This is a genomic window from Geodermatophilus sp. SYSU D00867 (assembly GCF_054050315.1).
This window is the reverse complement of record NZ_JBJGZC010000006.1, coordinates 186884-210274: the sequence shown is the minus strand read 5'-3', so window position 1 is coordinate 210274 and position 23391 is coordinate 186884. Positions and strand designations below refer to the sequence as shown.

Annotated in this window: 25 protein-coding genes; 12 read left to right on the top strand and 13 right to left on the bottom strand. The window is 77.1% G+C overall.

Annotation, left to right across the window (positions count from 1 at the left end):
• Positions 1–252: 252 nt before the first annotated feature.
• The 6 genes from ACI8AK_RS07950 to ACI8AK_RS07925 all read right to left on the bottom strand — a co-directional run bounded on the left by ACI8AK_RS07950 (position 253) and on the right by ACI8AK_RS07925 (position 6019).
• Positions 253–843, bottom strand: a complete 591-nt coding sequence (locus tag ACI8AK_RS07950; RefSeq protein WP_387993778.1) for a hypothetical protein — start codon at positions 841–843, stop codon at positions 253–255.
• 102 nt (positions 844–945) lie between these two features.
• Complete coding sequence (locus ACI8AK_RS07945) at positions 946–2367, bottom strand: NADP-dependent succinic semialdehyde dehydrogenase (RefSeq protein ID WP_456955766.1); 1422 nt, start codon at positions 2365–2367, stop codon at positions 946–948.
• 79 nt (positions 2368–2446) lie between these two features.
• Positions 2447–3841, bottom strand: a complete 1395-nt coding sequence (chrA, locus tag ACI8AK_RS07940) for a chromate efflux transporter (protein ID WP_456955765.1) — start codon at positions 3839–3841, stop codon at positions 2447–2449.
• A 16-nt stretch (positions 3842–3857) separates the two neighbouring features.
• Positions 3858–4289 (bottom strand): chromate resistance protein ChrB domain-containing protein, encoded by a 432-nt coding sequence (locus ACI8AK_RS07935; protein WP_456955763.1) that lies wholly within the window; start codon positions 4287–4289, stop codon positions 3858–3860.
• Positions 4286–4783, bottom strand: a complete 498-nt coding sequence (locus tag ACI8AK_RS07930) for a Chromate resistance protein ChrB (RefSeq protein ID WP_387993766.1) — start codon at positions 4781–4783, stop codon at positions 4286–4288. Before ACI8AK_RS07930 ends, ACI8AK_RS07935 begins: the two co-directional genes overlap by 4 nt.
• A gap of 60 nt (positions 4784–4843) precedes the next feature.
• Positions 4844–6019 (bottom strand): DUF222 domain-containing protein, encoded by a 1176-nt coding sequence (locus ACI8AK_RS07925; RefSeq protein WP_456955761.1) that lies wholly within the window; start codon positions 6017–6019, stop codon positions 4844–4846.
• Positions 6020–6150: 131 nt separating this feature from the next.
• On the opposite strand from ACI8AK_RS07925, the gene ACI8AK_RS07920 reads away from it, so the two are divergent.
• Positions 6151–6720, top strand: a complete 570-nt coding sequence (locus tag ACI8AK_RS07920) for a dihydrofolate reductase family protein (RefSeq protein ID WP_456955759.1) — start codon at positions 6151–6153, stop codon at positions 6718–6720.
• On the opposite strand, the gene ACI8AK_RS07915 is transcribed toward ACI8AK_RS07920, so the two are convergent.
• Positions 6702–7688: a sulfotransferase family protein gene (locus ACI8AK_RS07915; RefSeq protein ID WP_456955757.1), complete on the bottom strand. Its 987-nt coding sequence runs from the start codon at positions 7686–7688 to the stop codon at positions 6702–6704. The two genes, ACI8AK_RS07920 and ACI8AK_RS07915, sit on opposite strands and share 19 nt — an antisense overlap.
• 77 nt (positions 7689–7765) lie before the next feature.
• On the opposite strand from ACI8AK_RS07915, the gene ACI8AK_RS07910 reads away from it, so the two are divergent.
• From ACI8AK_RS07910 to ACI8AK_RS07895, 4 genes are all read left to right on the top strand, one after another.
• Positions 7766–8689 (top strand): hypothetical protein, encoded by a 924-nt coding sequence (locus ACI8AK_RS07910; protein WP_456955755.1) that lies wholly within the window; start codon positions 7766–7768, stop codon positions 8687–8689.
• A 78-nt stretch (positions 8690–8767) separates the two neighbouring features.
• The gene (locus ACI8AK_RS07905; RefSeq protein ID WP_387993752.1) at positions 8768–8857 is read left to right on the top strand and encodes a putative leader peptide; all 90 of its coding nucleotides are present in this window, start codon (positions 8768–8770) and stop codon (positions 8855–8857) included.
• Positions 8858–8926: 69 nt separating this feature from the next.
• Positions 8927–9565 carry a cysteine dioxygenase gene (locus tag ACI8AK_RS07900; RefSeq protein WP_456955753.1) on the top strand — a complete coding sequence of 213 codons (639 nt, stop codon included), beginning with the start codon at positions 8927–8929 and terminating at the stop codon, positions 9563–9565.
• The gene (locus ACI8AK_RS07895) at positions 9562–9972 is read left to right on the top strand and encodes a rhodanese-like domain-containing protein (RefSeq protein ID WP_387993747.1); all 411 of its coding nucleotides are present in this window, start codon (positions 9562–9564) and stop codon (positions 9970–9972) included. The genes ACI8AK_RS07900 and ACI8AK_RS07895 overlap by 4 nt, the downstream gene beginning before the upstream one ends.
• Positions 9973–10030: 58 nt before the next feature.
• On the opposite strand, the gene ACI8AK_RS07890 is transcribed toward ACI8AK_RS07895, so the two are convergent.
• Genes ACI8AK_RS07890 through ACI8AK_RS07880 form a run of 3 tightly spaced genes read right to left on the bottom strand, consistent with a single transcriptional unit; the run spans position 10031 to position 12311 of the window.
• Positions 10031–10207, bottom strand: coding sequence for a hypothetical protein (locus ACI8AK_RS07890; RefSeq protein WP_387993745.1), 177 nt, complete (start codon positions 10205–10207; stop codon positions 10031–10033).
• Entirely contained in the window at positions 10204–11256 is a 1053-nt protein-coding gene (locus tag ACI8AK_RS07885; protein WP_387993742.1) for a glycosyltransferase, read from the bottom strand. The genes ACI8AK_RS07890 and ACI8AK_RS07885 overlap by 4 nt, the downstream gene beginning before the upstream one ends.
• Entirely contained in the window at positions 11253–12311 is a 1059-nt protein-coding gene (locus ACI8AK_RS07880; RefSeq protein ID WP_387993739.1) for a glycosyltransferase family 9 protein, read from the bottom strand. The genes ACI8AK_RS07885 and ACI8AK_RS07880 overlap by 4 nt, the downstream gene beginning before the upstream one ends.
• A 105-nt stretch (positions 12312–12416) precedes the next feature.
• On the opposite strand from ACI8AK_RS07880, the gene ACI8AK_RS07875 reads away from it, so the two are divergent.
• From ACI8AK_RS07875 to ACI8AK_RS07865, 3 genes are read left to right on the top strand one after another with little or no spacing between them, the layout of a single operon-like run.
• On the top strand, positions 12417–13670 hold the full coding sequence (locus ACI8AK_RS07875) for a glycosyltransferase (RefSeq protein ID WP_456955751.1): 1254 nt from the start codon (positions 12417–12419) through the stop codon (positions 13668–13670).
• Positions 13667–15451, top strand: coding sequence for a glycosyltransferase (locus ACI8AK_RS07870; protein WP_456903061.1), 1785 nt, complete (start codon positions 13667–13669; stop codon positions 15449–15451). Before ACI8AK_RS07875 ends, ACI8AK_RS07870 begins: the two co-directional genes overlap by 4 nt.
• A 31-nt stretch (positions 15452–15482) precedes the next feature.
• On the top strand, positions 15483–16355 hold the full coding sequence (locus tag ACI8AK_RS07865) for a hypothetical protein (protein WP_456955749.1): 873 nt from the start codon (positions 15483–15485) through the stop codon (positions 16353–16355).
• Here the strand turns inward: ACI8AK_RS07865 and ACI8AK_RS07860 are convergent.
• From ACI8AK_RS07860 to ACI8AK_RS07850, 3 genes are all read right to left on the bottom strand, one after another.
• The gene (locus ACI8AK_RS07860) at positions 16352–16732 is read right to left on the bottom strand and encodes a hypothetical protein (RefSeq protein WP_387990056.1); all 381 of its coding nucleotides are present in this window, start codon (positions 16730–16732) and stop codon (positions 16352–16354) included. The two genes, ACI8AK_RS07865 and ACI8AK_RS07860, sit on opposite strands and share 4 nt — an antisense overlap.
• Positions 16733–16922: 190 nt before the next feature.
• Positions 16923–17405, bottom strand: a complete 483-nt coding sequence (locus ACI8AK_RS07855; protein WP_387990053.1) for a hypothetical protein — start codon at positions 17403–17405, stop codon at positions 16923–16925.
• The gene (locus tag ACI8AK_RS07850) at positions 17402–19843 is read right to left on the bottom strand and encodes a molybdopterin oxidoreductase family protein (protein WP_456955747.1); all 2442 of its coding nucleotides are present in this window, start codon (positions 19841–19843) and stop codon (positions 17402–17404) included. The genes ACI8AK_RS07855 and ACI8AK_RS07850 overlap by 4 nt, the downstream gene beginning before the upstream one ends.
• A gap of 174 nt (positions 19844–20017) precedes the next feature.
• Here ACI8AK_RS07850 and ACI8AK_RS07845 point away from each other — a divergent pair, with 174 nt between their 5' ends.
• Genes ACI8AK_RS07845 through pdxY form a run of 4 tightly spaced genes read left to right on the top strand, consistent with a single transcriptional unit; the run spans position 20018 to position 23333 of the window.
• Positions 20018–21055 (top strand): bacteriorhodopsin, encoded by a 1038-nt coding sequence (locus ACI8AK_RS07845; protein ID WP_456955745.1) that lies wholly within the window; start codon positions 20018–20020, stop codon positions 21053–21055.
• A gap of 2 nt (positions 21056–21057) precedes the next feature.
• Positions 21058–22044 (top strand): beta-carotene 15,15'-dioxygenase, Brp/Blh family, encoded by a 987-nt coding sequence (locus tag ACI8AK_RS07840; protein WP_456955743.1) that lies wholly within the window; start codon positions 21058–21060, stop codon positions 22042–22044.
• Positions 22041–22448: a four-helix bundle copper-binding protein gene (locus ACI8AK_RS07835; protein WP_456949677.1), complete on the top strand. Its 408-nt coding sequence runs from the start codon at positions 22041–22043 to the stop codon at positions 22446–22448. Before ACI8AK_RS07840 ends, ACI8AK_RS07835 begins: the two co-directional genes overlap by 4 nt.
• Positions 22449–22481: 33 nt before the next feature.
• Positions 22482–23333: a pyridoxal kinase PdxY gene (pdxY, locus tag ACI8AK_RS07830; RefSeq protein ID WP_387990039.1), complete on the top strand. Its 852-nt coding sequence runs from the start codon at positions 22482–22484 to the stop codon at positions 23331–23333.
• Positions 23334–23391 lie beyond the last annotated feature (58 nt).

The window sequence follows — 23391 nt, the reverse complement described above, 5'->3', positions numbered from 1 at the left end:
GCCGGCCGCCGCCCAGCGCGGCACGTGGTGGCGCAGCAGCCAGCGCTGCACCGGCATGAGCGCCACGACGACGACCAGCACCAGGAGCACCGGCGCGACCAGCCAGGCGATCTCGCGCACCCCGGCGACGGCGATCGTCGGGGCCGCGGGGGGGCGGGGGGTGGCGGGGGGGGGGGGGGGGGGGCGCGGGGGGGGGGGCCGGGGGGGCCGGGCCCCGCCGGGCGCGGGGGCCGGCCCGGGACCGGCGCGGTCTCAGCGCGGGAGCAGCCGCCCGAGGACGCCCCGGACCGTCGCGCCCACCCGGTAGGACTGCACCAGCCAGGCGTTGCAGGTGATCACCGCGCCGGCCAGGGCCGGGACGGCCGCCTGCGCGACCCGCTGCCGGGCCTGCCACTTCCGGATCTCCGGCGGCGTCCCGGCCGACGGCAGCGTGGCGTCCTTGACCTCGAGGCCGCCGTCGGAGGCGGCCTGCTCGGCGAGCCGGCCGATCTTCTGGCCGGTGTACGCCGCGTAGGCGGTGGCGCCGGCGCCGGCGACGGTGAGCGCGGCCTTGAGCGTCCCCACCGTCCCGTAACCCTGCTGCAGGGCCAGCCGCTGGCTGTTCGACCGGGTCAGCTGCAGCCCGGTCACGAGGGTGGCCGCGATCCCGCCCCACTGCGCCGGCGCGAACCGGCCCCAGGCCGAGCTCGCCACCCGGACCTTGTCGATGCCCGCCGTCAGGTCGGCGCCGGACTTGTTCACGCCGGCGATGCCCATCACCGAGCCGCCGAACCACAGGGCGGTGCCGAGGTCGTGCACCGCCTGGGTGAGGAAGCGGTTGTCCGGGCTGGTGGTCGTCGTCACGAGTGCTCCCGTCCGGGTGCCGCGCACCCGTGTGGACCGTCCACCCGGGTCCCCGCTGCTGAGGGGGCGGACGTCCGGGCGGCTACCCGCGCCACGCCGGGGTCACTCCGACGCGCTGGCCGTGTCCCCCTGCGCCTGCTCGCTGCTGGGCGGGCCGATCCACACCGTCTTGGCGTTGGTGAACTCGTACATGCCGAGCTCGGTGAGCTCGCGGCCGTAGCCGCTCTGCTTGACCCCGCCGAAGGGCAGCTCGGGGTAGCTGGTGACCATCCCGTTGACGAACGCCATGCCGCTCTCGACGTCGCGGATGAAGGTGGCCCGCTCCTCCTCGTCCTCGCTCCACAGGTTGGCGCCGAGTCCGTAGGGGTGGCTGTTGGCGATCTCGATGGCCTCCTCGAGACCGTCGACGGTCCACAGCGCGGCGACCGGGCCGAAGACCTCCTCGGCGTAGAGGTCCATCTCCGGCGTGATGCCGGTGAGCAGCGTCGGCTCGTAGAACCAGCCGGGGCGGTCGGGCCGCTTCCCGCCGACGACGACGGTCGCGCCCTTGTCGACGGCGTCCTGCACGTACCGCTCGACGTCCTCGCGGCCGGACTCGGTGGCCAGCGGGCCGACCTGGGTGCCGTCGTCCATCGGGTCGCCGACGACCAGGGCGGCCATCTTCTCGCCGAACAGCCGGGTGAACTCCTCGGCGACGTCGGCGTGCACGAAGAACCGCTTGGCCGCGATGCAGCTCTGCCCGTTGTTCTGGCAGCGCGCGGTGACCGCCACCTCGGCGGCGCGGTCGAGGTCGGCCGAGGGCATGACGATGAACGGGTCGCTGCCCCCGAGCTCGAGCACCGTCTTCTTCAGGACGTCCCCGGCGATCGAGGCCACCGACTGCCCGGCGGGGGCGCTGCCGGTGAGGGTGGCGGCGGCGACGCGGTCGTCGCGCAGGACCCGCTCGATGGTCGAGGAGCCGATCAGCAGGGTCTGGAAGACGTCGGCGGGGAAGCCGGCCTTGCGGAACAGCTCCTCCATGTACAGCGCGGTCTGCGGCACGTTGCTGGCGTGCTTGAGCAGCCCCACGTTGCCGGCCATGAGCGCCGGGGCGGCGAAGCGCATCGCCTGCCAGAGCGGGAAGTTCCACGGCATGATCGCCAGCACGACGCCGATCGGCTGGTGGACCAGGTAGGCCTGCTCGGCCCCGACGGCGCCGGCGTCGGCGGGCTGCGGCTCGAGCATCGCCGGGCCGTTCTCGGCGTAGTACCGCAGCGCCTTGGCGCACTTGGCGACCTCGGCCTCGGCCGCGGCCAGGGTCTTGCCCATCTCGGTGACCATGAGCTCGGCGACCTGGTCGGCGTCGCCGTCGAGGACGTCGGCGGCCGCGCGCAGCCAGCCGGCCCGCTCCTCGGGACTGGTCATGCGGTAGCTGCGGAAGGCGGCCGCGGCGCGGCCGATCCTCTCGTCGAGGGCCTCGTCCGACAGCGGCTCGTAGGTCTTGAGCGTCTCGCCGGTGGCCGGGTTGGTGGTGGCGATGGCCATGTCGGTCCCTCCCTCGTCGGCGCGCGGGGCTGCACGCCGTCCCGGGGAGAGCCCCTACCCGTCCCCGCCCCGCTCACGCTCACCCGACCGGCAGCCCGGCCAGCCCGGCGACCAAGCCGAGCACGGCGCACACGCCGAGGGTGCGCAGCACCGACCACCGCACGCGGAAGAGCAGCACCGCCGCGACGACGGCGATCACCAGCGGCACCCACCGCAGGGTCGTGGGGTCGGGCAGCTCGAGCGCCAGCGGCCCGGCGTCGACCCCGGAGGTCCCCGAGAACAGCGTGTGGACGGCGAAGTAGACCCCGAGGTTCGCGATGACCCCCACGACGGCGGCGGTGATGCCGGTGAGCGCCGCCGACAGCGACCGGTTGCCGCGCAGCCGCTCCATGTAGGGGGCGCCGAGCAGCACGAACAGGAAGCTGGGCACGAAGGTGACCCAGGTGACCAGCAGCGAGGCGAGGACGGCCGCCACCCACGGGTCCAGGTCCCCGGACGCCCGGTACGCGCCGAGGAACGCGACGAACTGGACCACCATGATCAGCGGCCCGGGCGTGGTCTCGGCCAGCGCCAGCCCGCGCACCATCTCGCGCGGGGTCAGCCAGCCGTAGACCTCGACCGCCTGCTGGGCGACGTAGGCCAGGACCGCGTAGGCGCCGCCGAAGGTGACCACCGCGGCGCCGGAGAAGAACAGCCCCTGCTGGGTGAGGACGCTGCCCCCGCCGGTCAGCACGGCGACCGCCGCGACGGGCAGCCCCCAGACGACCAGCCCGGCCAGCAGCACCCGCACGGTGCGCCGCGCGCTGGGCGCCTCGTGGTGCAGGACGTCGTCGGAGACGACCGGCGGCGGCCCGGCGTCGGGCCCCTCGGCCGCCTTCCTCCGCGGCAGCGCCGACGGCCGCCAGCGGCCCAGGGCCCAGCCGGCGAGCCCGGCGAGGGCGACGACGACCGGGAACGGCACGCCGAAGAGGGCGAGCGCGAGGAACGCCGCGACCGCCAGGACGACCAGGGCGCGGCTGTCCAGCGCCTTCTTCCCGACGCGGATGACCGCCTGGACCACGATCGCCAGCACCGCGGCGGCCAGACCGGTGAAGACGGCGGTGATCGCGGTGGTGCTGCCGAAGGCGACGTAGACCGCCGAGAGCACCAGGAGCGCGAGCACGCCGGGCAGCACGAACAGGCCGCCGGCGACGAGGCCGCCGCGGGTGCCGTGCAGCAGCCAGCCGACGTAGGTGGCCAGCTGCTGGGCCTCCGGGCCGGGCAGCAGGGTGCAGTAGTTCAGCGCGTGCAGGAACCGGCGCTGGCCGATCCACCGGCGCTCGTCGACCAGCTCCCGCTGCATGACCGCGATCTGGCCGGCCGGGCCGCCGAAGGTCTGCAGCGAGACGAGGAACCAGGCGCGCACCGCCTCGCGGAAGGACGGGTACGCCGTGGCGGGGGCCGCCGTCGGCCCGGCGGGGGTCGGCTCGGTCATCGCGGGCTCCGTCGGGTCAGGCCGGTTCACGGCCGAGCAGCAGGCGGCGTCGGGTGTACTCGTAGAGGCCGTCGAACAGCGGGCCGGAGACGGCGAGGGTCCGCTCGTCGTCGCCGGTCATCGACAGCCCGCGCAGCAGGACGTCGAGCCCCGGCGCCTCCGGGGCGTCGAAGCGGCCGTCGTCCAGGTCGGCCTCGTGCACGATCTCGCCGATCCGCTCCAGCACGGGGTCGTCGAGCCCGTGGACGCGCAGGATCGTCTCGAACGAGCAGTCGCCGCCGACGTGGCCCAGCGGGACCCCGCGCATGTCGAACGGGGTGACGTCGGCCGGGACGTCGGCGGGGTCGGCGACGAAGACGAACTCGGCGTCCGGGTCGACGAAGCGGCGGATGAGCCAGGCGCAGGCGGCGCGGTCGACGTGGATCCCGGCGCGGGTCGCCCACCTCACGAGCGGCCCCCTCGCCCGGCCGCGACCGGTTCGCCGGCCGCGGTCGCCAGGGCGCGCAGCGCGGCGCCGGCGACGTCCCGCTCGGGCGGGGGGAAGAAGTCCCGCCTCCCGACGGCACGCCACTCCCCCCGCAGCCGCCGCAGCGCGCGGGTGCGCTCGGCCGGCGGTTCCCCGATCGCCGCGGTGCACTGCGCGGCCAGCTCGCGGTACTCCTCCGCGCGGGCGGCGGCCATGCCCGCGGCCAGCTCCCGCTCCTGCGCGGCGGTCGCCGGGTGCGCGGTCCAGATGCCGGCGCTGCCGCCGGCGGCCAGGACGTCGTCGGCGAGCCACTCGAGCGCCTCCCGGGTGCGGGCGTCGGCCGGCAGGGCCACCACGCCGTCGGCCAGCTGCGCGACGCCGAGCCGGCGCAACCGGCGCCACAGCGTCGTCCGCGGGCCGGAGGGCTCGCGCGGCAGGCGGTAGGACAGCAGCACCCACTCGCCGGTCGCCGTCACGGCGCCGATGCAACCACGGTTGCACGACCACGTCCAGTGCACCCGCACGCCCGCGGGCGCTCACGCCGCGGGGGCGAGCAGGGGTGCCGGGGTGGTGATCTCGGTGCCGTCGGGCCGGTAGGTGCGCCAGGTGCCGGTCGGTCGTCGCTCGACCCGGAAGCCGTGGTGGACCTTGGTGTGGTGGCGTTCGCACAGCAGGGCTGCGTTGTCGAGGCTGGTGTCGCCGCCGTCGATCCAGTGGACCAGGTGGTGGACGTCGCACCACCAGGTCGGTGCGCCGCAGCCGGTGAACACGCACCCGCCGTCGCGCAGCTCGGCCGCCTTGCGGATGTGCCGGCTCATCACCCGCTGCTCCCGGCCGAGGTCCAGCGGTGCGCCGTCGGGGCCGAACACCACCCGGGAGACGGCGCCGTCGCAGGCCAGCCAGCGGGCTCTCGCGGCGGAGATGGTGGCGCCGAAGCCCATCCGCCCGGCGTTGGGACGCCCGTGCGGGTCGACCAGGTCCTCCACGTCGATGACGACGGCGACCTGCGGCCTGTGGCCGCGCAGCGGGGGCAGCGACCCGGCGGCGAGGGCGTTGTCGGCGACCTGCACCAGCGCGTCGCCCAGCCGCTGGGCGCGGGTGCGCCCGTCCCCGGCCGGGCGGTCGGCCTGCACGTGCGCCTCGAGTGCGGTCTGCAGCCTCTCCCCGCCCACGGGGTCGAGGTGGCCGCGGAAGGACAGCGACCCGTCGGCGTGCCGGGCCAGCGTCAACGACCGCCCCTCGGTGGGGTCGGGCTCCGAGCCGTCGGGGCCGAGGTCGTCGAGGTAGTGCTGCACCACCTGGGCGAAGTCCTTGCACGACTGCTCGACCGCCACCCCGGTGAACACCGCGTCGACCACGGTCAGGTCCACGCCCTGCTCGACAGCGGAGGCCAGCCGCGCCGGGGTCACCGCCTCAGCAGCCCTGGCCACCTGCTCGGCGGTGACCAGTCCGGCGTCGTGGGCCTCGGCGAGGGCGGGCAGGTGCTCCAGCGCCCGCCCGGTGCGCACCAGCCGGGAGGCGGCGGCATCGGAGAGCCGGCAGTGCCCGCGCAGCCAGGAGGCCATCGACGTCAGGCCGTCGCGCTCCGGCGCCTGGGTCAGCTCCGCGGCGCGCACCGCGCGGGCCAGCCGGGCGTCGATCCGGTTGCGCTCGGCGATCAGCGCGGCGACGTCGTCGAGCACGTCCCCGCCGCCCAGCCCACCCGAACACATGATCGAAGAATAGTCGATCAGAGACGCCCGCGCGACGCGAATCCGCAGCTCAGACGCGTGTCCACAGATCCGGTGGACCCCTTGACGGCACCGTGCCGATGAGTCGGCGACACCTCTGGGGTCGTCTGTACATGACCCTCGTCATCGGCGACATCACCGTCTCCCTCGACGGCTTCGTCAGCGGCTCCGGTGAGAGCGTCGAGGCCCTCCACGTCTGGGCACTGCAGAGTGACCACCCCGTCGACCGCGGCGTCCTGGAGCGGCACGCCGCCGCGAGCGGCGCCGTCGTCATGGGCCGGCGCACCTTCGACGACGTCGACCGGGGGTGGACCGACGGGATGGGCTACGGGGCCGCCGTCGACGCCCGGCCGCCCTTCTTCGTCGTCACCAGCAGCCCGCCGGAGCAGCACCGCCTCGCCACCACGCACGACTTCACCTTCGTGACCGCGGGCCCGGAGGCCGCCGTGGACCGGGCGAGTGAGGCGGCCGGCGACCGCGACGTCTTCGTCATGGGCGGCGGCGCGCTGGTCGGCTCCTGCCTGCGCGACGGGCTGCTGGACGAGCTGCGCCTGCACGTGGCGCCCGAGGTGCTCGGCGCGGGCACGCCGCTGTTCGCCGGCGTCGGCCGCCACCGGCTGGCCCGGGTCGCCGTCGAGGTCTCGCCGGTGTGCACGCACCTGACCTACCGCGTGCACCGCTGACTCAGGGACGGCGGGAGCGGAAGTCGCCGCGGCCGGTGTCGCTGCGCCAGTCGTCGAAGGACTCGCCGGTGAGCTCCTCGAGCAGCGCGACGTCGGGCAGCAGCGGTGCCAGGACCTCGCGCCGCACCTCCACCGGCATCGGCGGCCGCGATGCCCTCTGCGCGTGCAGCGCGGCCAGCAGCGGCCGGGACACCTGCCGCCACACGTGCGGCGGGGCGTACGCGCCGAGCGCCGCACCGGCCCGGGTGACCCGGGCCAGCGCCCGGTACCGCGGTGTCGGCCACGTACGGCTTCACGTTCTCCGGCGCCACCGTGTGCGCCACCCCCGGCTCGACGCCGAGGAACGCGCTGACCCGGTCCAGCGTCTCGCGCGGGGAGTCGACCAGCTGCCGGTACCGCAGCAGGAGCACCTGCTCCCGCGGCAGGACGGAGTACAGGTCCCGCAGCTGCTCGCCGTAGCGGCCGAGCCCGCGGTAGTGCCAGAACGGCGCCCAGCCGGCGGCGGCCCGGGACTCCTCGCGCTCCACGGCGGTGGCGAAGTCGGCCTCGGGCTCCAGCCCGTCGGCGCGCAGGTGCACCCAGTTCGACCAGGCGCGGTCCACCGGGTCCCGCACGATCGCGACGACGCGGACCCCCGGGACGTCGGCGGCCAGCCGGCGGTGCGCGGCGCGGTCGTACAGGTAGAACGGCGTGCTCTCGCCGCGGACCGTCCCGGGCGGGGCGCCGTCGAACAGCCGCAGGTAGTCCGCGCGGCGCCAGACCCACTCCCGCGCGCTGTGCGCGTCGCCCGGGCCGCGCTGGCCGCTGCGCGGGGGCGGGCCGCCGTCGGTCAGGTAGTACTTCGGCTCCTTGACCGGGGACAGGTACAGCCCCGGGTGGGTGGCCAGCGCGGCGTGCAGCGCCGTCGTCCCGGCCTTCGGCGCCCCGGCCAGCACGAACTGCGGCAGCCGGTCGGCGTCGGTGCTCATCGGTCCCCTCCCTGCCCGCGGCGGCCCGCGGTGTACACACGGGGAGGCCTGTCCCCTCCCCCGAACGGAGCCGCCGCGTGACCGCGTCCGCGCCCCGCCCGCCGGCGCCCGACCGCTTCTGGTCCGACGCCGAGGTCGTCGTCGAGCCCGAGGACCCCCGCCCGGGCTCGTGGGCCGGCGGCCCGTCGGCCCAGCTCGTCGACGGCACGTGGTGGCTGGCCTACCGGCTGCGCCGCCCGGTCGGCGAGGGCCGCGGCTTCGGCAACGTGGTGGCCCGCTCCGACGACGGCGTGCGCTTCGAGCCGGTGCTCGCGATCGGCAAGGAGCGCTTCGGCGCGGAGTCGCTGGAGCGGCCGGCGCTGGTGCACACCCCCGGCGGGCGCTGGCGGCTCTACGTCAGCTGCGCGACGCCGGGCACGAAGCACTGGCGGGTCGACCTGCTGGAGGCCGACACCGTCGAGGGGCTGGCCACCGCCGAGCCCCGCACGGTGCTGCCCGGCGACGCCGCCACCGCGCCCAAGGACCCGGTGGTCCGCTGGGACGGCGACCGGTGGCACCTGTGGGCCTCGGTGCACCCGCTCGACGACCCCGAGGCCACCGACCGCATGACCACCGAGCACGCCACCAGCCCCGACGGCGTCACCTGGACCTGGCGCGGCACCGCCCTCGCCGGCACCGAGGGCAGCTGGGACGCGCGCGGCGTGCGGTTCACCGCGGTGGTGCTCGACGGCTCGCGCACCTGGGCGCTCTACGACGGCCGGGCCACCGCGGAGGAGAACTGGGAGGAGCGGACCGGCCTCGCCGAACACGATGCGGAACACGACGGCGAGCTCGGCTTCCGCGCCGCCGCCGGCGGGCCGTACCTGCAGAGCCCGCACCCGCCGCACGGGCTGCGCTACGCCGACGTCGTCCCGTTGCCCGGCGGCGGGGCGCGCTGGTTCTACGAGGCCACCCGCGCCGACGGCGCCCACGAGCTCCGCACCGTCGTCCTCCCTGCCTGACCGGTCCGGCCGCGTCCTCGACACGCGGTAATCCCTACCAGACCGATGGACTTGACAGGATTTGGCGGGCGGGGTCGGATGGTCGTCGTGGCACCCGCCCTGACGCTCACCCGCCGGTCCGCCGTGGACCTGCTGCGGGTGGCCAGCGCGCTGTGTCCGGTCGCCTGAGCGCCCGACCCCCCCTTCCTCCGCGCCGCCCCCGACCGGGCCCCGGTGCGCCCTGCTCAGGAGAACCCCGTGACGCCCCTGCTGTCCCCTGCCGACCTCACCCCGCGCACCGCCACCGCCCGCACCACCACCGCCCGCACCACCACCGCCCGCACCACCACCGCCCGCACCACCACCGCCCGCACCACCACCGCCCGCACCACCACCGCCCGCACCACCTCCGCCGCCGCCCTGGCCGCCGCGCTGCTCGCCGTCGCCGACGAGTGGCTGCCCCGCGTCGAGTACCGCGCGGGCAGCCGCTGGACCGGCCTGCTGCCCGCCGACGACGCCGCCGGCCTGGTCGACCCCTCGCTGCACGCCGACCTCGCCGACGCCCAGGTGTGGCTGCTGACCTGGCTGCCGGGCCAGGGCACCCCGCTGCACGACCACGGGGGCTCGGCGGGCGCCTTCGCCGTCGTCGGCGGGGTGCTCACCGAGGACGTCGTCGGCGGGCGCCCCGGCGCCGTGCGCGAGGCGGCCACCGAGCTGTGGGCCGGCCGGGTGCGGCCGTTCGGGCCCCACCACGTGCACCGGGTGACCAACCGCGGGACAGTGCCCGCCGTGAGCGTGCACGCGTACACCCCGCGCCTGTCCCGGATGACCGGCTACCGCCTCGAGCACGGCACCCTGCTGACCACCGGCACCGAGAAGGCGGGCGTCGACTGGTGACCGGCCGTCCGCCCGGCGCGAAGAGCGTCGACCAGCTGCTGGAGGAGGCGCGCTCGCGCATCACGCGGGTGACGCCGGAGGAGGCGGCGCGGCGGGTCGCCGACGGCGCGGTGCTCGTCGACATCCGCCCGCAGTCGCAGCGCGAGGCCGACGGCGAGGTGCCCGGCGCGCTCGTCGTCGAGCGCAACCACCTGGAGTGGCGGTTCGACCCGGAGAGCGACGCCCGGGTGCCGCAGGCCACCGGGTACGACGTCGACGTCGTCGTGCTGTGCCAGGAGGGCTACACCTCCAGCCTGGCCGCCGACGCCCTCCGCTCGCTCGGCCTGGCGCGGGCGAGCGACGTGATCGGCGGGCACCGCGCGTGGGTGGCCGCCGGGCTGCCCAGCACCGGCGGGGCCGCCTCCTAGACCGGTCCGGGGACGGCGGCGCGCGACGGAGGCCGCTGCCGTCCCCGGACCACCGCGGTCAGGTCTTGCTCTTCCCCTGGGCGCTGGAGTGCTCGTGGCGGTCGTCGGAGTGCCGGACGGTGCGGATCTGCTTGGAGGCACCGGTGGTGGCACCCGCCTCGCTGGGCGAGAGCCCCTCCTTCTTGGCCTCGCGGGCGGCGGCGCGCTGGGCGTCGGGATCGGTCTTCTTGCTCATGGGGCGGCGGTACCCGGCTCCCCGTCCGCCACGCCGGAGAGCACCCGGAAGGTCCGCTCCGCCATGAGGTCGGCGCCGAGGTCCCGCTCCGCCCGCGCCCGGGCCCGCGCGCCGAGGGCGGCCCGCCGCGCCGGGTCGGTCAGCAGGCCGCGCAGCGCCGCGGCCAGCGCGCCGGCGTCCTCGACCGGCACGACGACGACGTCCTCCCGCAGCGCGTGCCGCACCCGGCCGACGTCGGTGCTCACGCACGGCAGCCCCTCGGCCATCGCCTCCAGCAGCACCAGCGGTCCCGCCTCCACCCGCGAGGACACCACGAACAGGTCCACCCCGGCGAGGAAGGCGCGGGAGTCGTCCACCCAGCCCGGGAACGCGACCGGCAGGCCGTCGGCCGCGGCGCGCAGGGCCTCCCCGTCGCGGCCGGCGCCGCCGATCACCGCCTCGAACGGCACGTCGAGCCGGCGCAGCGCGGCGAGCAGGACGTCGAAGCCCTTCTGCGCGGTCAACCGGCCGAGCGCCCCGATCCGCGGCACCGCGTTGCCGGCCGGGCCGGCGGGGTCGGGCGGCACGTCGACGCCGTTGGGCACGACGTGCGCCCGCGCCGGGTCGACGCCGAGGTCGGTCACCACCTGCGCGCGGCCCTCCTCCGAGGGGCTGATCACCGCGCCCATCCGCCGGTAGAGGGCGGACAGCACGGCGCGCTCCTCCCCGCCGCGGGTGTCGCCGACCAGGTGCAGCACGCCGGCGGTGGGCGCCACCTGCTGCGCGGCGGCCACCGCGGCGGCGTTGGACGCGGGGTCGACGAGGTCGACCACCACGACGTCGGGGCGCTGGGCGGCCAGCGCCGCCCGCGTGTGCGGCGCCGCGGCGGTGTGCCGGGTCAGCGGGACGACGGTGCGCTCGACGTCGAGGTGCGCGAAGCCGGCCGCCACCGGCTCGGCGCACACCAGGGACGCCGTCCAGCCGTTGGCGGCCGCGCGGCGCAGGTGGTGCGTCAGCCACACCTCCGCGCCGCCCCACCCGCTGGAGTCGGCGACGAACGAGACCCTCACGAGGCGGCCAGCTCGAGCGCGGCACCGGCCACCGCCGACGGCGAGACGGTCAGCGCGCAGCGGAACTCGATCGGGCAGGCCAGGTGCGGGCACGGCGCGCACGCCACCGTCGGGGTCAGCGCGCGGTGCCGGGGGCCGGGGTGCGCCCACCGGACCGGGTCGCCGGGCAGGAAGACGGTGACGCTGCGGGCACCGACGGCCGCGGCCAGGTGCGCGGAGCCGGTGTCGTTGCCGACCAGCACCGCGCTGTCGCGCAGCAGCGCGGCCAGCCCGCCGAGGCTGGTGGCGCCGGTCAGGTCGACCGCGGGGGCGCGCATCGCCGCGGCCACCCGGGTGGAGATCTCCCGCTCGCCGGCCACCCCGGTGACGACGACGTCGAGCCCCTCGGCGGCCAGCGCGTCGCCGACCGCGGCGTAGCGCTCGACCGGCCAGCGGCGGGTGGGCGCGGACGCCCCCGGGTGCAGGACGGCGTAGCGCCCCGGCTCCAGCCCGGCGGCGGCGAGGGTGGCGGCGTGCTCCGCCTCGTCGTCGGCGGTGACCGGGAAGCCCATGCGGGCGTCCCCGCCGGCCGGCAGGCCGAGGTGCTCGAGCAGCGCGACGTGCCGCGCCGCCTCGTGCAGGTGCAGCGGGTAGCGCAGGTGCAGCGCCTCCGTGCCCGGCGGCGGGTCCCAGCCGGTGGGCGCGAACCCGCCGGTGAGCCGGGCGCCGAGGGCCGCGGCCACCCGGTTGGCGGCCGGCCGGTCGCCGTAGGCCTGCAGCGCGAGGTCGAACCCGCGCTCCCGCGCCGCGGCGGTGAACCCCGCCCACCCCGCGCGGTCGACCGGGCCGTCGGGGACGCCGTCGGCGCCGGGGAACGGCAGCAGCGCGACGGGGACGCCGAGGCGCTCGACCACCGGCGCCATGCGGCCGAAGGTCACCAGCGTGACCTCGACGTCGGGCCGGGCGGCGCGCAGCCGGCGGAGCGCGGGGACGGTGCACAGCAGGTCGCCCAGGCCCACCCGCAGCCGGACCAGGGCCAGGCGTCGGACGGCGGGGTCGGCGAGGGGCGCGGTCACCAGCGCCCACTGCCCCGGCAGGGCAACTCCATAACGCCCAACCGACGGGTGCCGCCGCTTCGTGGTGCACTACGAGTCCTGCCCCCGACGCCGGAGGTCCCCTGCGTGTCCCGTCCCGCTGCCGCCCTGCACGTGCTGCGCCTGTGCAGCGTGTTCGAACCGCCGGCGGCCCGGCCGGCCACGGCGCCGGGGTCGCTGCCCGGGGAACTGGACGCCCGCGCGGCGCGGTTCGACCCGATCGGCGGGATGCAGAACCACACGGCCACGCTCACCCGGTGCCTCGACGCCGCCGGTGTCACGCAGACGGTGGTGACCGCGCGGCTGGCCGGCCCGCGCGGGACGACGCCGCTGGGCCGCGGCACCCGGGTCTCCCGCACCGGGCTGCCGGTGCCGCGGCTGCGGCAGCTGTGGGCGCTGTCCGGGCTGCCGGCGGTGCTGCGCGCGGGCCGGCGGGCGCCGGTCGACGTCGTGCACGCCCACCAGGGCGAGGACCTCGCCACGCTGCCGCTGGCCCGGCTGGCCGCCCGGGTGCACCGCGCCCCGCTGGTGGTCACCGTGCACTGCAGCGTCGGGCACACGCTCACCGGCCGCGGGCCGCGGGTGCGGCTGCTGCGGGCGCTCGGCGGCTGGATCGAGCGCAGCACGTTCCGCCGCGCCGACGCCGTCGTCGTCCTCACCGGGCGGACCGCGGCGGCCCTGCGCGCGGACGGCGTGCCGGACGAGCGGCTGTCCACCATCCCCTCCGGCTTCGACCCGGCGCTGTTCTCCGGCGGCGCCCCGGACGTGTTCCCCGGGGTGGCGCGGCCGCGGATCGGCTACGTCGGCCGGCTCGCGCCGCAGAAGGACCCCGCCACGCTGGTGCGCGCGTTCGGGCGGATGCGGGAGGAGGCGTCGCTGGTCGTCGTCGGCGACGGGCCGGACCGGGCGCTGGTGCACCGGCTGGCCGCCGAGAGCCCGGCGGCCGGGCGGATCACGCTGGCCGGGTTCGTCGAGCACGCCCGGGTGCCCGCGGTGCTGGCCTCCCTCGACGTGCTCGTGCTGCCCTCGGCGTACGAGGAGATGGGCTCGGTGCTCACCGAGGCGATGGCCGCGGGCCTGCCGGTGGTCGCCAGCGACGTCGGCGGGATCCCGGAGGTGGTCCGGGACGGGCGGACCGGGCTGCTCGTCCCGCCCGGCGACGCCGACGCGCTGGCCGCCGCGCTGGACCGGGTGGCCGGCGACGACCTGCTGCGCGCCCGGCTGGCCGCCGGCGCCCGCGCCCGCTCGGCCGAGTACGGGTGGCCGGCGCTGTCGGCGCGGGTGGCCGCCGTCTACGACCGGGTGCTCGGCGTCGACTCCGACCTCGAACCCGCCGCGTGAGGCCGCGGGTCGCCGTCCTGGTCCCCGTGCACGACCAGGCGGCGTTCCTGCCCCGGGCGCTGGAGTCGCTGCTCGCCCAGGAGGAGACGGCGTGGGAGGCGGTGGTCGTCGACGACGGCTCCCGCGAGCCGGTCACCGTCCCCGCCGACCCCCGGCTGCGGCTGGTGCGCACCGACGACAACCGCGGCCTGGGCGCGGCGCTCAACCGCGGCCTGGACGAGACCACCGCGCCGGTCGTCGCGTACCTGCCGGCCGACGACGTCTGGTTCCCCGCGCACCTCGCCGGCCTGCTCGAGTGCCTGACCGACGGCGTGGTGCTGGCCCGCGCCGACCTCGACGAGCCGGCGGGCACCTCCTACGCGCAGCTGGTGCAGGTGGCCCACCGGCGCACCGGCGACCGCTGGACCGAGCGCGCGGAGCTGGAGACCGACGACCTCGACCGGCTGATGTGGTCGCGGGTGGCCGCCCGCGGGACGGCGACCGGTACCGGCCGGGTCACCTGCGCGTGGACGCGGCACCCGGGCCAGCGGTCACGCGCGATCCGCGAGTCCTCCGACGGCGGCCTCAACGTGTTCCGCGGCCGCTACCGGGTCGCCGGGCCGCTGCGGTTCGCCTCCACCGACGGCGGGGAGACCGACGAGGTCGCCCGGTACGCGCGGTTCCGCGAGCGCTCGTACCCGCCGTCGCCGGACGGGCTGCGCGTGCTGGTGGTCGGCGAGCTCGCGTTCAACCCCGAGCGGGTGCTGGCGCTGGCCGAGCGCGGCCACTCCCTGACCGGTCTGTGGACCCCCGACGGCCTCGGCGACTCCACCGTGGGGCCGCTGCCGTTCGGGCACGTCGCCGACCTCGACCGCGACCGCTGGCGGGACGGGGTGCGCGCGCTCGCCCCCGACGTCGTGTGGGCGCAGCTGAACTGGCGGGCGGTGCCGTTCGCGCACGCCGTGCGGCAGGCGTTCCCCGACCTGCCGTTCGTGTGGCACTTCAAGGAGGCGCCGCAGCGCAGCATCGTGCGCGGGGAGTGGCCGCTGCTGGCCGACCTGGTCTGCGGCGCCGACGCCTGCCTGTTCGCCACCGAGGAGGAGCGCGACTGGTTCGCCCTCGCGCTGGCCGGCCGGGTCGACCCCGCGCGGCTCGGCGTCCTCGACGGCGACCTGCCCAAGCGCGACCGGCTCGACGCGCCGTTCTCGCCCCGGCTCTCCGACGCCGACGGGCAGCCGCACACCGTCCTCGCCGGCCGTCCCTCGGGGCTGGACCTGGACTGGGTGCTGGCGCTGGCCGACCGCGGCGTGCACACCCACCTGTACGGGCAGGTGCGGGCGCCGGGCGCGACGGGGTCGTGGACCGGCTGGCTGGACGAGGCGCTGGCCCGCGCGCCGGGCTTCGTGCACGTGCACCCCGCCGTCGGGCCGGAGGACTGGGTGCGCGAGCTGTCCCGCCACGACGCCGGGTGGCTGCACCGCTTCGACTCGGCCAACGGCGGCGACCTGCGGCGGGCGAGCTGGGACGACCTCAACTCCCCCGCCCGGCTGCCGGTGCTGCTGGCCGCGGGGCTGCCGCTGCTGCAGCAGGCCAACCCCGGCTCGCTGGTCGCCGTGGAGCGGGTGCTGCGCGCCGACGGGACGGGGCTGTTCTACCGCTCCGCCGACGACGTCGCCGCCGCGCTGCACGAGGAGCTCGGGACGCGGGCCGGGCACGCCGCCGCCGTGGCCGCGCGGGAGCGGCACGTCTTCGACGCCCACGCCGACCGCCTGGTGGACCTGTTCCGCTCGATCGCCCGTTGAACCGTCGGACCCCGGGCCTAGCGTCGGCGCCGTGACGGGCGAGCTGCGCTGGGCGGTCACCGACGGGCCGGACGGCACCGCGGCCGTCGAGCTGCCCCGCGACGACGACGACGCGTGGCGCCTCGAGCAGCAGGCCCGCGGCGGCTTCTGGTGCGCCCGCGAGGCCGGCGGCTGCGGCGGCCGGCTCGAGGTCGCGCACGGGCCGCGGCCCGCGTTCCGGCACGGGGGGTCCGCGGCCTGCGCGTTCGCCCGGCACGGCGCCGCGGCCGGCCCCGCCTACGACGCGCTGCGCTACCGCCGCCCCCTGACCGCGTGGCTCACCGGCCAGGGCCACGAGGCCCGGGTGGTGCGGGCGCCCGACCCGGGCGGGCACCCTGGCCTGCACGTCGTCGTCCCCGGAGCGGGCGTCCTCGAGGTCCAGCTCGCCCCGCTGGCCGACGACGCCTGGCGGGAGCGGGACGACGCGCTGCGGCGCGCGGACGGGCGGGTCACCTGGCTGCACGGCCCCGACGCCGAGGTGTCCGCGGCCGCCGAGGCGCGGGTGCGCGGCGCCGCGCTCGTGGTGCGCCGGCACGACCGCGGCCTGATGGTCGGCGTCCGGGACGCCGGCGCCGCCGTCCGCTGGGTGCGGCTGGCCTCCTGCCGGCTGACCGCCGGCGGGCTGGACGTGCCCGGACTGGCCGAGGCCCGCGCCCGGCACGCGCGGCGCACCGCCGAGCGGGAGGCGGCCGCCCGCCGGGCGGGCCGGGCCGCGCGGCGCGCGGAGCGGACCGCCGCGGCACCCTGGCTGCCCGGCTTCGAGCAGCTGCCCCTCCCCGCCCCGGGCCGGGAGGCGCCGGGCCGGGGGGCGCCGGGCCGGGAGGCGCCGGGCCGGGGGGCGCCGGGCCGGGAGGTGGCGGTCTAGGAGGCGCCGGCGCGCGGCGGCTCCTCCGGCTCCCGCTCGTCCCGGACGCGCCCCGGCAGGCGCAGCACCGGCAGGTGCAGGTGCGGCAGGTGCCGCGGCAGCCAGTCCTGCGGGTGCGGCAGCCGGTCCACCAGGCCGGCCGGCAGCCGCACGTGCGGCAGGTGCAGGGAGCCGTGGCGCGGCTCCTCCGGCGGCTCGGGCCGGGCCCGGCGGAGGGCCGCCGTCCAGGCGCTGCGCGCCGCCGCCGCGTGCGCGCGCGCCGCGGCCTGGGCCGCGCGGTGGTCCCGCTCCCAGCGGGCGGTGTTGCTCCGTGCCATCGCGGTGACCAGCGCGGTCAGCACGACGAACCCGACGACGCTGGCGATCGCCCAGCCCATGGCGGCCCTCCCCTGGACCGCGCCGCACAGCCCGGGAGCCCGGCGTCCGCGGCGGTGACCGCAGGATCCCGCCGTCCCGGTTCCGCGACAAGTCGGTCCGCGCGACCCGCCGGGCGACGCGCCGACGCGCCGCCGGGTCCGGGCGGGTCGTGCCCCGCCCCGCCCCGCGGGGCAGGGCGCGACCGGCGCGTCAACTGACCAGGGCCTGGGTCGCGGACTCCTTGAGCTTGGCGTTCGCCCACCGCATCTGCCGCAGGGTGTCGGGGTGGCAGCGCCGGGCCAGCTCGAACAGCTCCCGCCGCCGGGCTCCCTGCGCGGCCTGGGCGAGCAGCTCCCAGTCCAGCGAGACCCCGGCCGCCTCGCGGTGGACGTGCCGCAGGTCGGCGAGCAGCAGCAGCCCCGGCTCCGACCGGCGCCGCAGCAGGTCGGCCGTCGTCTGCCGGAGCGTCTCCAGGACCCCCGGGTCGCCCGGCGGCTCCGGGTCGAGGTCGACGCCGAAGTCGCGGCCGACCCGTGCCAGCTCGGTGACGTGCCGCTGCGACCAGGCGGCGACGTCCCGGGCGACGTGGAAGACCTCGTGGTCGGAGGCGTGCCGGTCCGAGACGGCGAGCAGCGTGCGCGCCAGCCCGGTCTCGGACCGGTGCAGCTCCTCGATCGCCAGTCCCAGCTTCACCGGACCCCCTCCCGCTCCTCCACGAGCGCCGCGTCGCCGCCGCGGGTGGGCGGCACGTCCGCCGCGACCGGCCGCGAGCCGGTGGTGGTCGGCGCCGGGGCCGGCGTGCCGTCGGAGGCGGCCAGCCGGGTCACCGCGGCGGCCGCCGTCTTGAAGATCGGCTGCTTGGACACCGGGTCCCAGTCGGTCGGGGTGAGCTCGTTGGCGGCCCGGTCCGGCTCCTCTCCGCCGGCCCGGTCCCAGTACCCGTAGTGGAACGGCAGGAACAGCACCCCCGGCCGGATGCCGCTCACCCGCAGCCGCGCCTCGACCCGGCCGCGCGGGGTGGACACCTCGAGCAGGTCGCCCTCGCCCCAGCCGCGGTCGGCGGCGTCGGAGGCCGACATCTCCACCCAGACCTCCGGCGCGGCGGCCCGCAGCTGCGGCGCCCGGCCGGTCTTGGTGCGGGTGTGGAACTGGTAGAGGGTCCGGCCGGTGACCAGCTGGAACGGGTGCTCCTGGTCGGGCAGCTCGTGGGGCGGGACGTACTCGGCCGCCTTGAGCACCGCCTTCCCCTCGGGGTTGAGCGCGCGGTACTCGGTCTCGTCGAGCGGGGCGCCGGTGACCATGTCACGGCCGTAGCTCTCGCAGTACTCGGGGTGCGCGGAGAACCGGCCGTCGGCGTAGAGCCGCTCGGTGCCCTCGGGCGCGTCCTCGGTGACCGGCCACTGGATGCCGTTGCGTTCGCGCAGCTTCGCGTAGGACAGGCCGCTGTAGTCGCAGGGCCGGCCGCGGGAGCACTCCTTCCAGCCCTCGAAGGCGCCCTCGGGGTCGTCCCACTTCACCAGCGGGGCGCCGTCCTTGTCCCGCAGGTCCAGCCGGCGGGCGAAGTCGACGAGGACGTCCAGGTCGGGCCGGGCCTCCCCCGGCGGCTCGACCGCCTTCTCCGACAGGTGCACGGTCCGGTCGGCGTTGGTGAACGTGCCGGTCTTCTCGCCCCACAGGGCCGCGGGCAGGACGACGTCGGCCAGCTGCGCGGTCTCGGTCAGGAAGGCGTCCTGCACGACGAGGAACAGCCGCTCCTGGGCCAGGATCGAGCGGATCCGCCCCAGCTCGGGCAGCGACACCGCGGGGTTGGTCGCCTGCACCCACAGGAACCGCAGCGACCCCTCCTCGGCGTGCCGGAACACCTGCATCGCGTGCGTCGGCGGCGAGTAGGAGGGGATGTCGAACGGGTCGAGGTTCCAGACCCGGGCCAGGTCGGCGACCTGGGCGTCGTCGGACCAGTTGCGGAAGCCGGCGAGGTCGCCGTCCGCCCCGGCCTCGCGGGTGTTCTCCGCGGTGGGCTGGCCGTTCATCTGCAGGATCCCGCAGCCGGGTCTGCCGAGCATGCCCCGGACCAGGTTGAGGTTGTTGACCTGCACGGCGGCCGCGGTGGCCTGGTGCGACTGGTAGAAGCCCTGCAGGACGGTGGACAGCAGCCGCTCGGCCGTGCCGAGGACGCGGGCGGCCTCCCGGATCCGCGCGGCCGGGACGTCGCACACCTGCTCGGCCACCTCGGGCGGGTAGTCGCGGACCCGCTCCGCCAGCTCGTCGAACCCGACGGTGTGCGCCTCGACGTAGTCCCGGTCGACCCACCCGCGGGCGATGACCTCGTGCAGCAGCGCGTTCATCAGCACGACGTTGGTGCCCGGCCGCGGCGCCAGGTGCACGGTCGCCGCGCGGGCCACCGGCGTCTCCCGCGGGTCGACGCACACGATCGCCGGCGGGTGGGGGCCGGCCAGCCGGTCGAGGATCCGGGCCCACAGCACGGTCTGGGTCTCGGCGACGTTGTGCCCGAACAGCGCGATGACGTCGGCGTGGTCCACGTCGGTGTAGGAGCCGGGCTGGCCGTCGCAGGCGAAGGTCTCCTTGAGCGCCGCCGCGGCGGTGGCGGTGCACAGCCGGGTGTTGCCGTCGACGTGGTTGGTGCCGATGCCGCCGTGGGCGATGAGCCCGAGCGTGTAGTACTCCTCGAGGAACAGCTGGCCGGACGTGTAGAAGCCGATCGCGCTGGCGCCCTGCTCGTCGAGCAGGTCCCGGCACCGGCGCACGACGGCGTCCATCGCGGTGTCCCAGTCGGTCTCGACCAGCTCGCCGTCCCGCCGGACCAGCGGCCGGGTCAGCCGCTCGGGTGAGGAGTTGGCCTGCCAGCCGAACAGGTCCTTCGGGTCGAGCCGGCCGTGGTTGACCCGGTCCTCGGCACGGCCGCGGACGCCGACGACGCGGCCGTCCTTGACCGCGATGTCCAGGCCGTCCCCGTTGCTGTGCAGGACCGCCGCCGAGGGCACCCAGCGGTCGACGTCGTCCTCGGTCAGGCCGTCGGCGAGGTGGGTGTCCACCCGCACCGGCCAGGTCTCCCCCGGCCCGTACGGCGTCCTCGTCCCCCACGGCTCGGCGATCCGGTCGATGCGCGCCATGCGAGGTCCTCTCGTCGGTGCCGGTCGGTCCGCAGGGGCCATCTCCGCGGGCCGGTGCCGTCAAACGGCCTGCCGGACGGGGCACCGACCGGTTCGGCCGGATGACGGGGGGTAACCCCGCCGCGGGTCGAGCCGCGGCCCCGCAGCCCCCGGCTCCCCGGAGGTCCCGCAGACGTGTCCGACACGCCCACCCCCGAGCTGCAGACCATGCCGCTCGGCCTGTACGACCTGGTCACCTACTCGATCGCCGGCGCGGGCCTCGCCCTGGTCGCCTACCTCCTCTACTCGTGGACCAGCCGGGACGAGGTCGGTGCCCGCTACCGCCCCGCCGTGGTCGCCGGCCTGTGCATCGCCGGCGTCGCCGCGCTGTCGTACCTGGTGCTGTACCTCGAGTGGGACACCGGCTTCGACCTGCGGGACGGCGTCCTCGTCCCCAACGCGGAGGCGCGCGCGACGCTGTACCCGCGCTACGCCGACTGGTCGGTGACCGTCCCGCTGCTGACCGCGGAGCTGCTGGCCGTCTGCTCGCTCACCGGGGCCCGGGCGCGCACCCTGCGGTTCACCACGATGGCCGCGGCCTTCCTCATGATCCTCACCGGGTTCCTGGGCAGCCAGGTGCTGGCCCAGGGCCGCGACGTCGGCGCGCTGGTGCTGTGGGGCTGCATCAGCACCGTCTTCTACGCCTACCTGTACGTCGCGCTGATCGGCGCCGTCCGCGCCTCGACCGGCTCGATGAGCGTCGAGGCCGGGACCAGCCTGCGCAACGCGGCGATCGTGCTGCTGGCGACGTTCGGCGTCTACCCGCTGGTCTACGCCGTCCCGGTGTTCGTCGACGTCACGCCCGCCTGGCTCACCGGCATGCAGGTGGCCTACTCCGCCGCCGACGTGCTGGCCAAGGTCGGCTTCGGCGTGCTGGTGCACAAGGTGGCCAAGCTGCGCACCGCCGAGGACGTCGCCGCCGGCGTCGACACCCACCCGGAGTCGGTGTGGGTGAGCAACGTGCACCAGAGCGAGGCCGTGCTGCCGGGCACGCAGGCCGAGCACCGCAGCACCCGCTTCGAGGACAACACCGTCGACGACGCCCCGGTGTTCGCCACGCACCCGGCCTACCCGCACGAGCACCACGAGGTCGAGCACCTGCCCGAGCGGGACCCCGGCAGCCGGGTCTCCGCCGGCCGGTACGGGGGCGCCCGGACGGCCGACCGGACCTGACCGTGCCGTCGCCCGCCGGACCGCTCGCGGCTCCCGCGCGGGCCGCCACCGCCGTCTCGCTGACCGCGGTGGCGGCAGTGGTGGCCGTCGAGGTCACCGTCGGCTGGGGGGACCTGGCCTGGCTGCCGCTGGTGGCGGGCCTGCTGCTGGGCCTCCCGCACGGGGCGGTCGACCACCTGGTGCCCGGCTCCCGGCTGCCGCGGCCGGCGCTGGTCGCGCTCGGCTACGCCGCCGTGGCCGCCGCCGGGTGGCTGCTGTTCCGGGCGGCGCCGGGGCCGGGGCTGCTGGTCTTCGTGCTCGTGGCGACCTGGCACTTCGGCACCGGGGAGACCGCCTTCGCCGACCTGCGGGCGGGCCGCCCGGTGCACCGGCAGGCGACGGCGTCGGCGGTGCTGGGCGCGCTGGTGCTGCTCGTCCCCCTGGCGCGCGGGGCGCACGAGGCGGCGCCGGTCGTGGCCGCGGTCGTGCCCGGGAGCAGCGGCGTCCTGCCGGCCGCCGTCGTGGCGACGGTGCTGGTCACGGTGCTCCCGGCGGCCGCCGCGCTGGCCGCGGAGCGGCTGCTGGCCGGGCGGTGGCTGGAGGCCGCCGAGGTCGCCGCCCTGCTGGTGCTCGTCCTCGTCGTCCCGCCGTTCGCGGCCTTCGGCGCGTGGTTCGGCTGCTGGCACGCCGTCCGCCACGTCGCCCGCCTCGTCGCCGCGGACCCGGCGGACGCGGACGACCTGGCCCGCGGCCGGCTCGGCGCCCCGCTGCGCCGGTTCGCCGCCGCCGCGGCGCTGCCCACCGTCGCGGTGCTCGCGGTGCTGGCGCTGCTGTGGCCGGCCGCGGGAGGCTGGCGCGGGTCCCTGGCCACCGCCCTGCCGGTCCTGGCGGCGCTCACGCTCCCGCACGCGCTCGTCGTCGCCCGGCTCGACCGGACGGCGCGCCGGGACCCGCCGCCCGGGACGGCGCCCGCCGCCCCGGCCCGACGCAGGGAACGGAGACCGACGTGACCGCCGCCGCCCAGATGCTCGACACCTACCCGGCCGACCTCGGCGGCATCGACCGCGAACGGCTGACCGCCTGCATCGAGGCGTGCGTCGAGTGCGCGCAGGCGTGCACCGCGTGCGCCGACGCCTGCCTGTCCGAGGAGATGGTCGCCGAGCTCCGGAAGTGCATCCGCACGAACCTGGACTGCGCCGACGTCTGCGAGGCCACCGGGCGGGTGCTGTCCCGGCACACCGGGTACGACGCGAACCTCACCCGCACCGTCCTCGAGGCGTGCGCCGCCGCCTGCCGCGCCTGCGGCGACGAGTGCGCCTCCCACTCCGGGATGCACGAGCACTGCCGGGTCTGCGCGGAGTCCTGCCGGCGCTGCGAGCAGGCCTGCCGCGACCTGGTCGCCACCCTCGGCTGACCGGCCCGCGGGCGCATGGCAGCGTGTGCTCCCGTGGTGAACGTCCTCTCCATCCAGTCGCACGTCGCCTACGGCCACGTGGGCAACTCCTCGGCGGTCTTCCCGCTGCAGCGCCTCGGCGTCGAGGTCTGGCCGGTGCACACCGTGCAGTTCTCCAACCACACCGGCTACGGCGCGTGGACCGGGCGGGTGTTCGACGGCCAGGCGATCGAGGAGGTCGTCGACGGCATCGCCGACCGCGGCGTGCTGGGCACCGCCGACGCCGTCCTGTCCGGTTACCTCGGCTCGGCCGACATCGGCCACGCCGTGGTCGGCACGGTGGGGCGGGTGCGCGCGGCCAACCCCGACGCCGTGTACGCCTGCGACCCGGTCATCGGCGACGTCGGCCGCGGCGTGTTCGTGCGGCCGGGCATCGAGGAGTTCATGCGCGAGGTCGCCGTCCCGGCGGCCGACGTCGTCACCCCCAACCACTACGAGCTCGACCTGCTCGCGCGGACGACGACCCGCACGCTCGCCGAGGTGCAGGACGCCGTCGCCGCGGTGCAGGCGCTGGGCCCGCGGGTGGTGCTGACGACGTCGCTGGTCGCCGACGACACCCCCGACGACGCCGTCGACCTGCTCGCCTCCGAGGGCGGCCGCCACTTCCGCGTGCGCACGCCGCGGCTGTCGGTGTCGGTCAACGGCGCCGGCGACGCGATCGCGGCGCTGTTCCTCGCGCACTGGCTGGACACCCGCTCCGCCGGCGAGGCGCTCGGCCGGGCCGCGGCCAGCGTCTGGGGGCTGCTGCGGCGCACCGAGGAGGCCGGCTCGCGGGAGATCCTGCTGGTCGCCGCCCAGGACGAGTTCGTGTCCCCGTCGCGGACCTTCCCCGTCGACGAGGTCTGACGGAGGACCACCCCTCCTCTCACCCAGCGAGCGGGCCCGCACCGACCTAGCGTCCCCC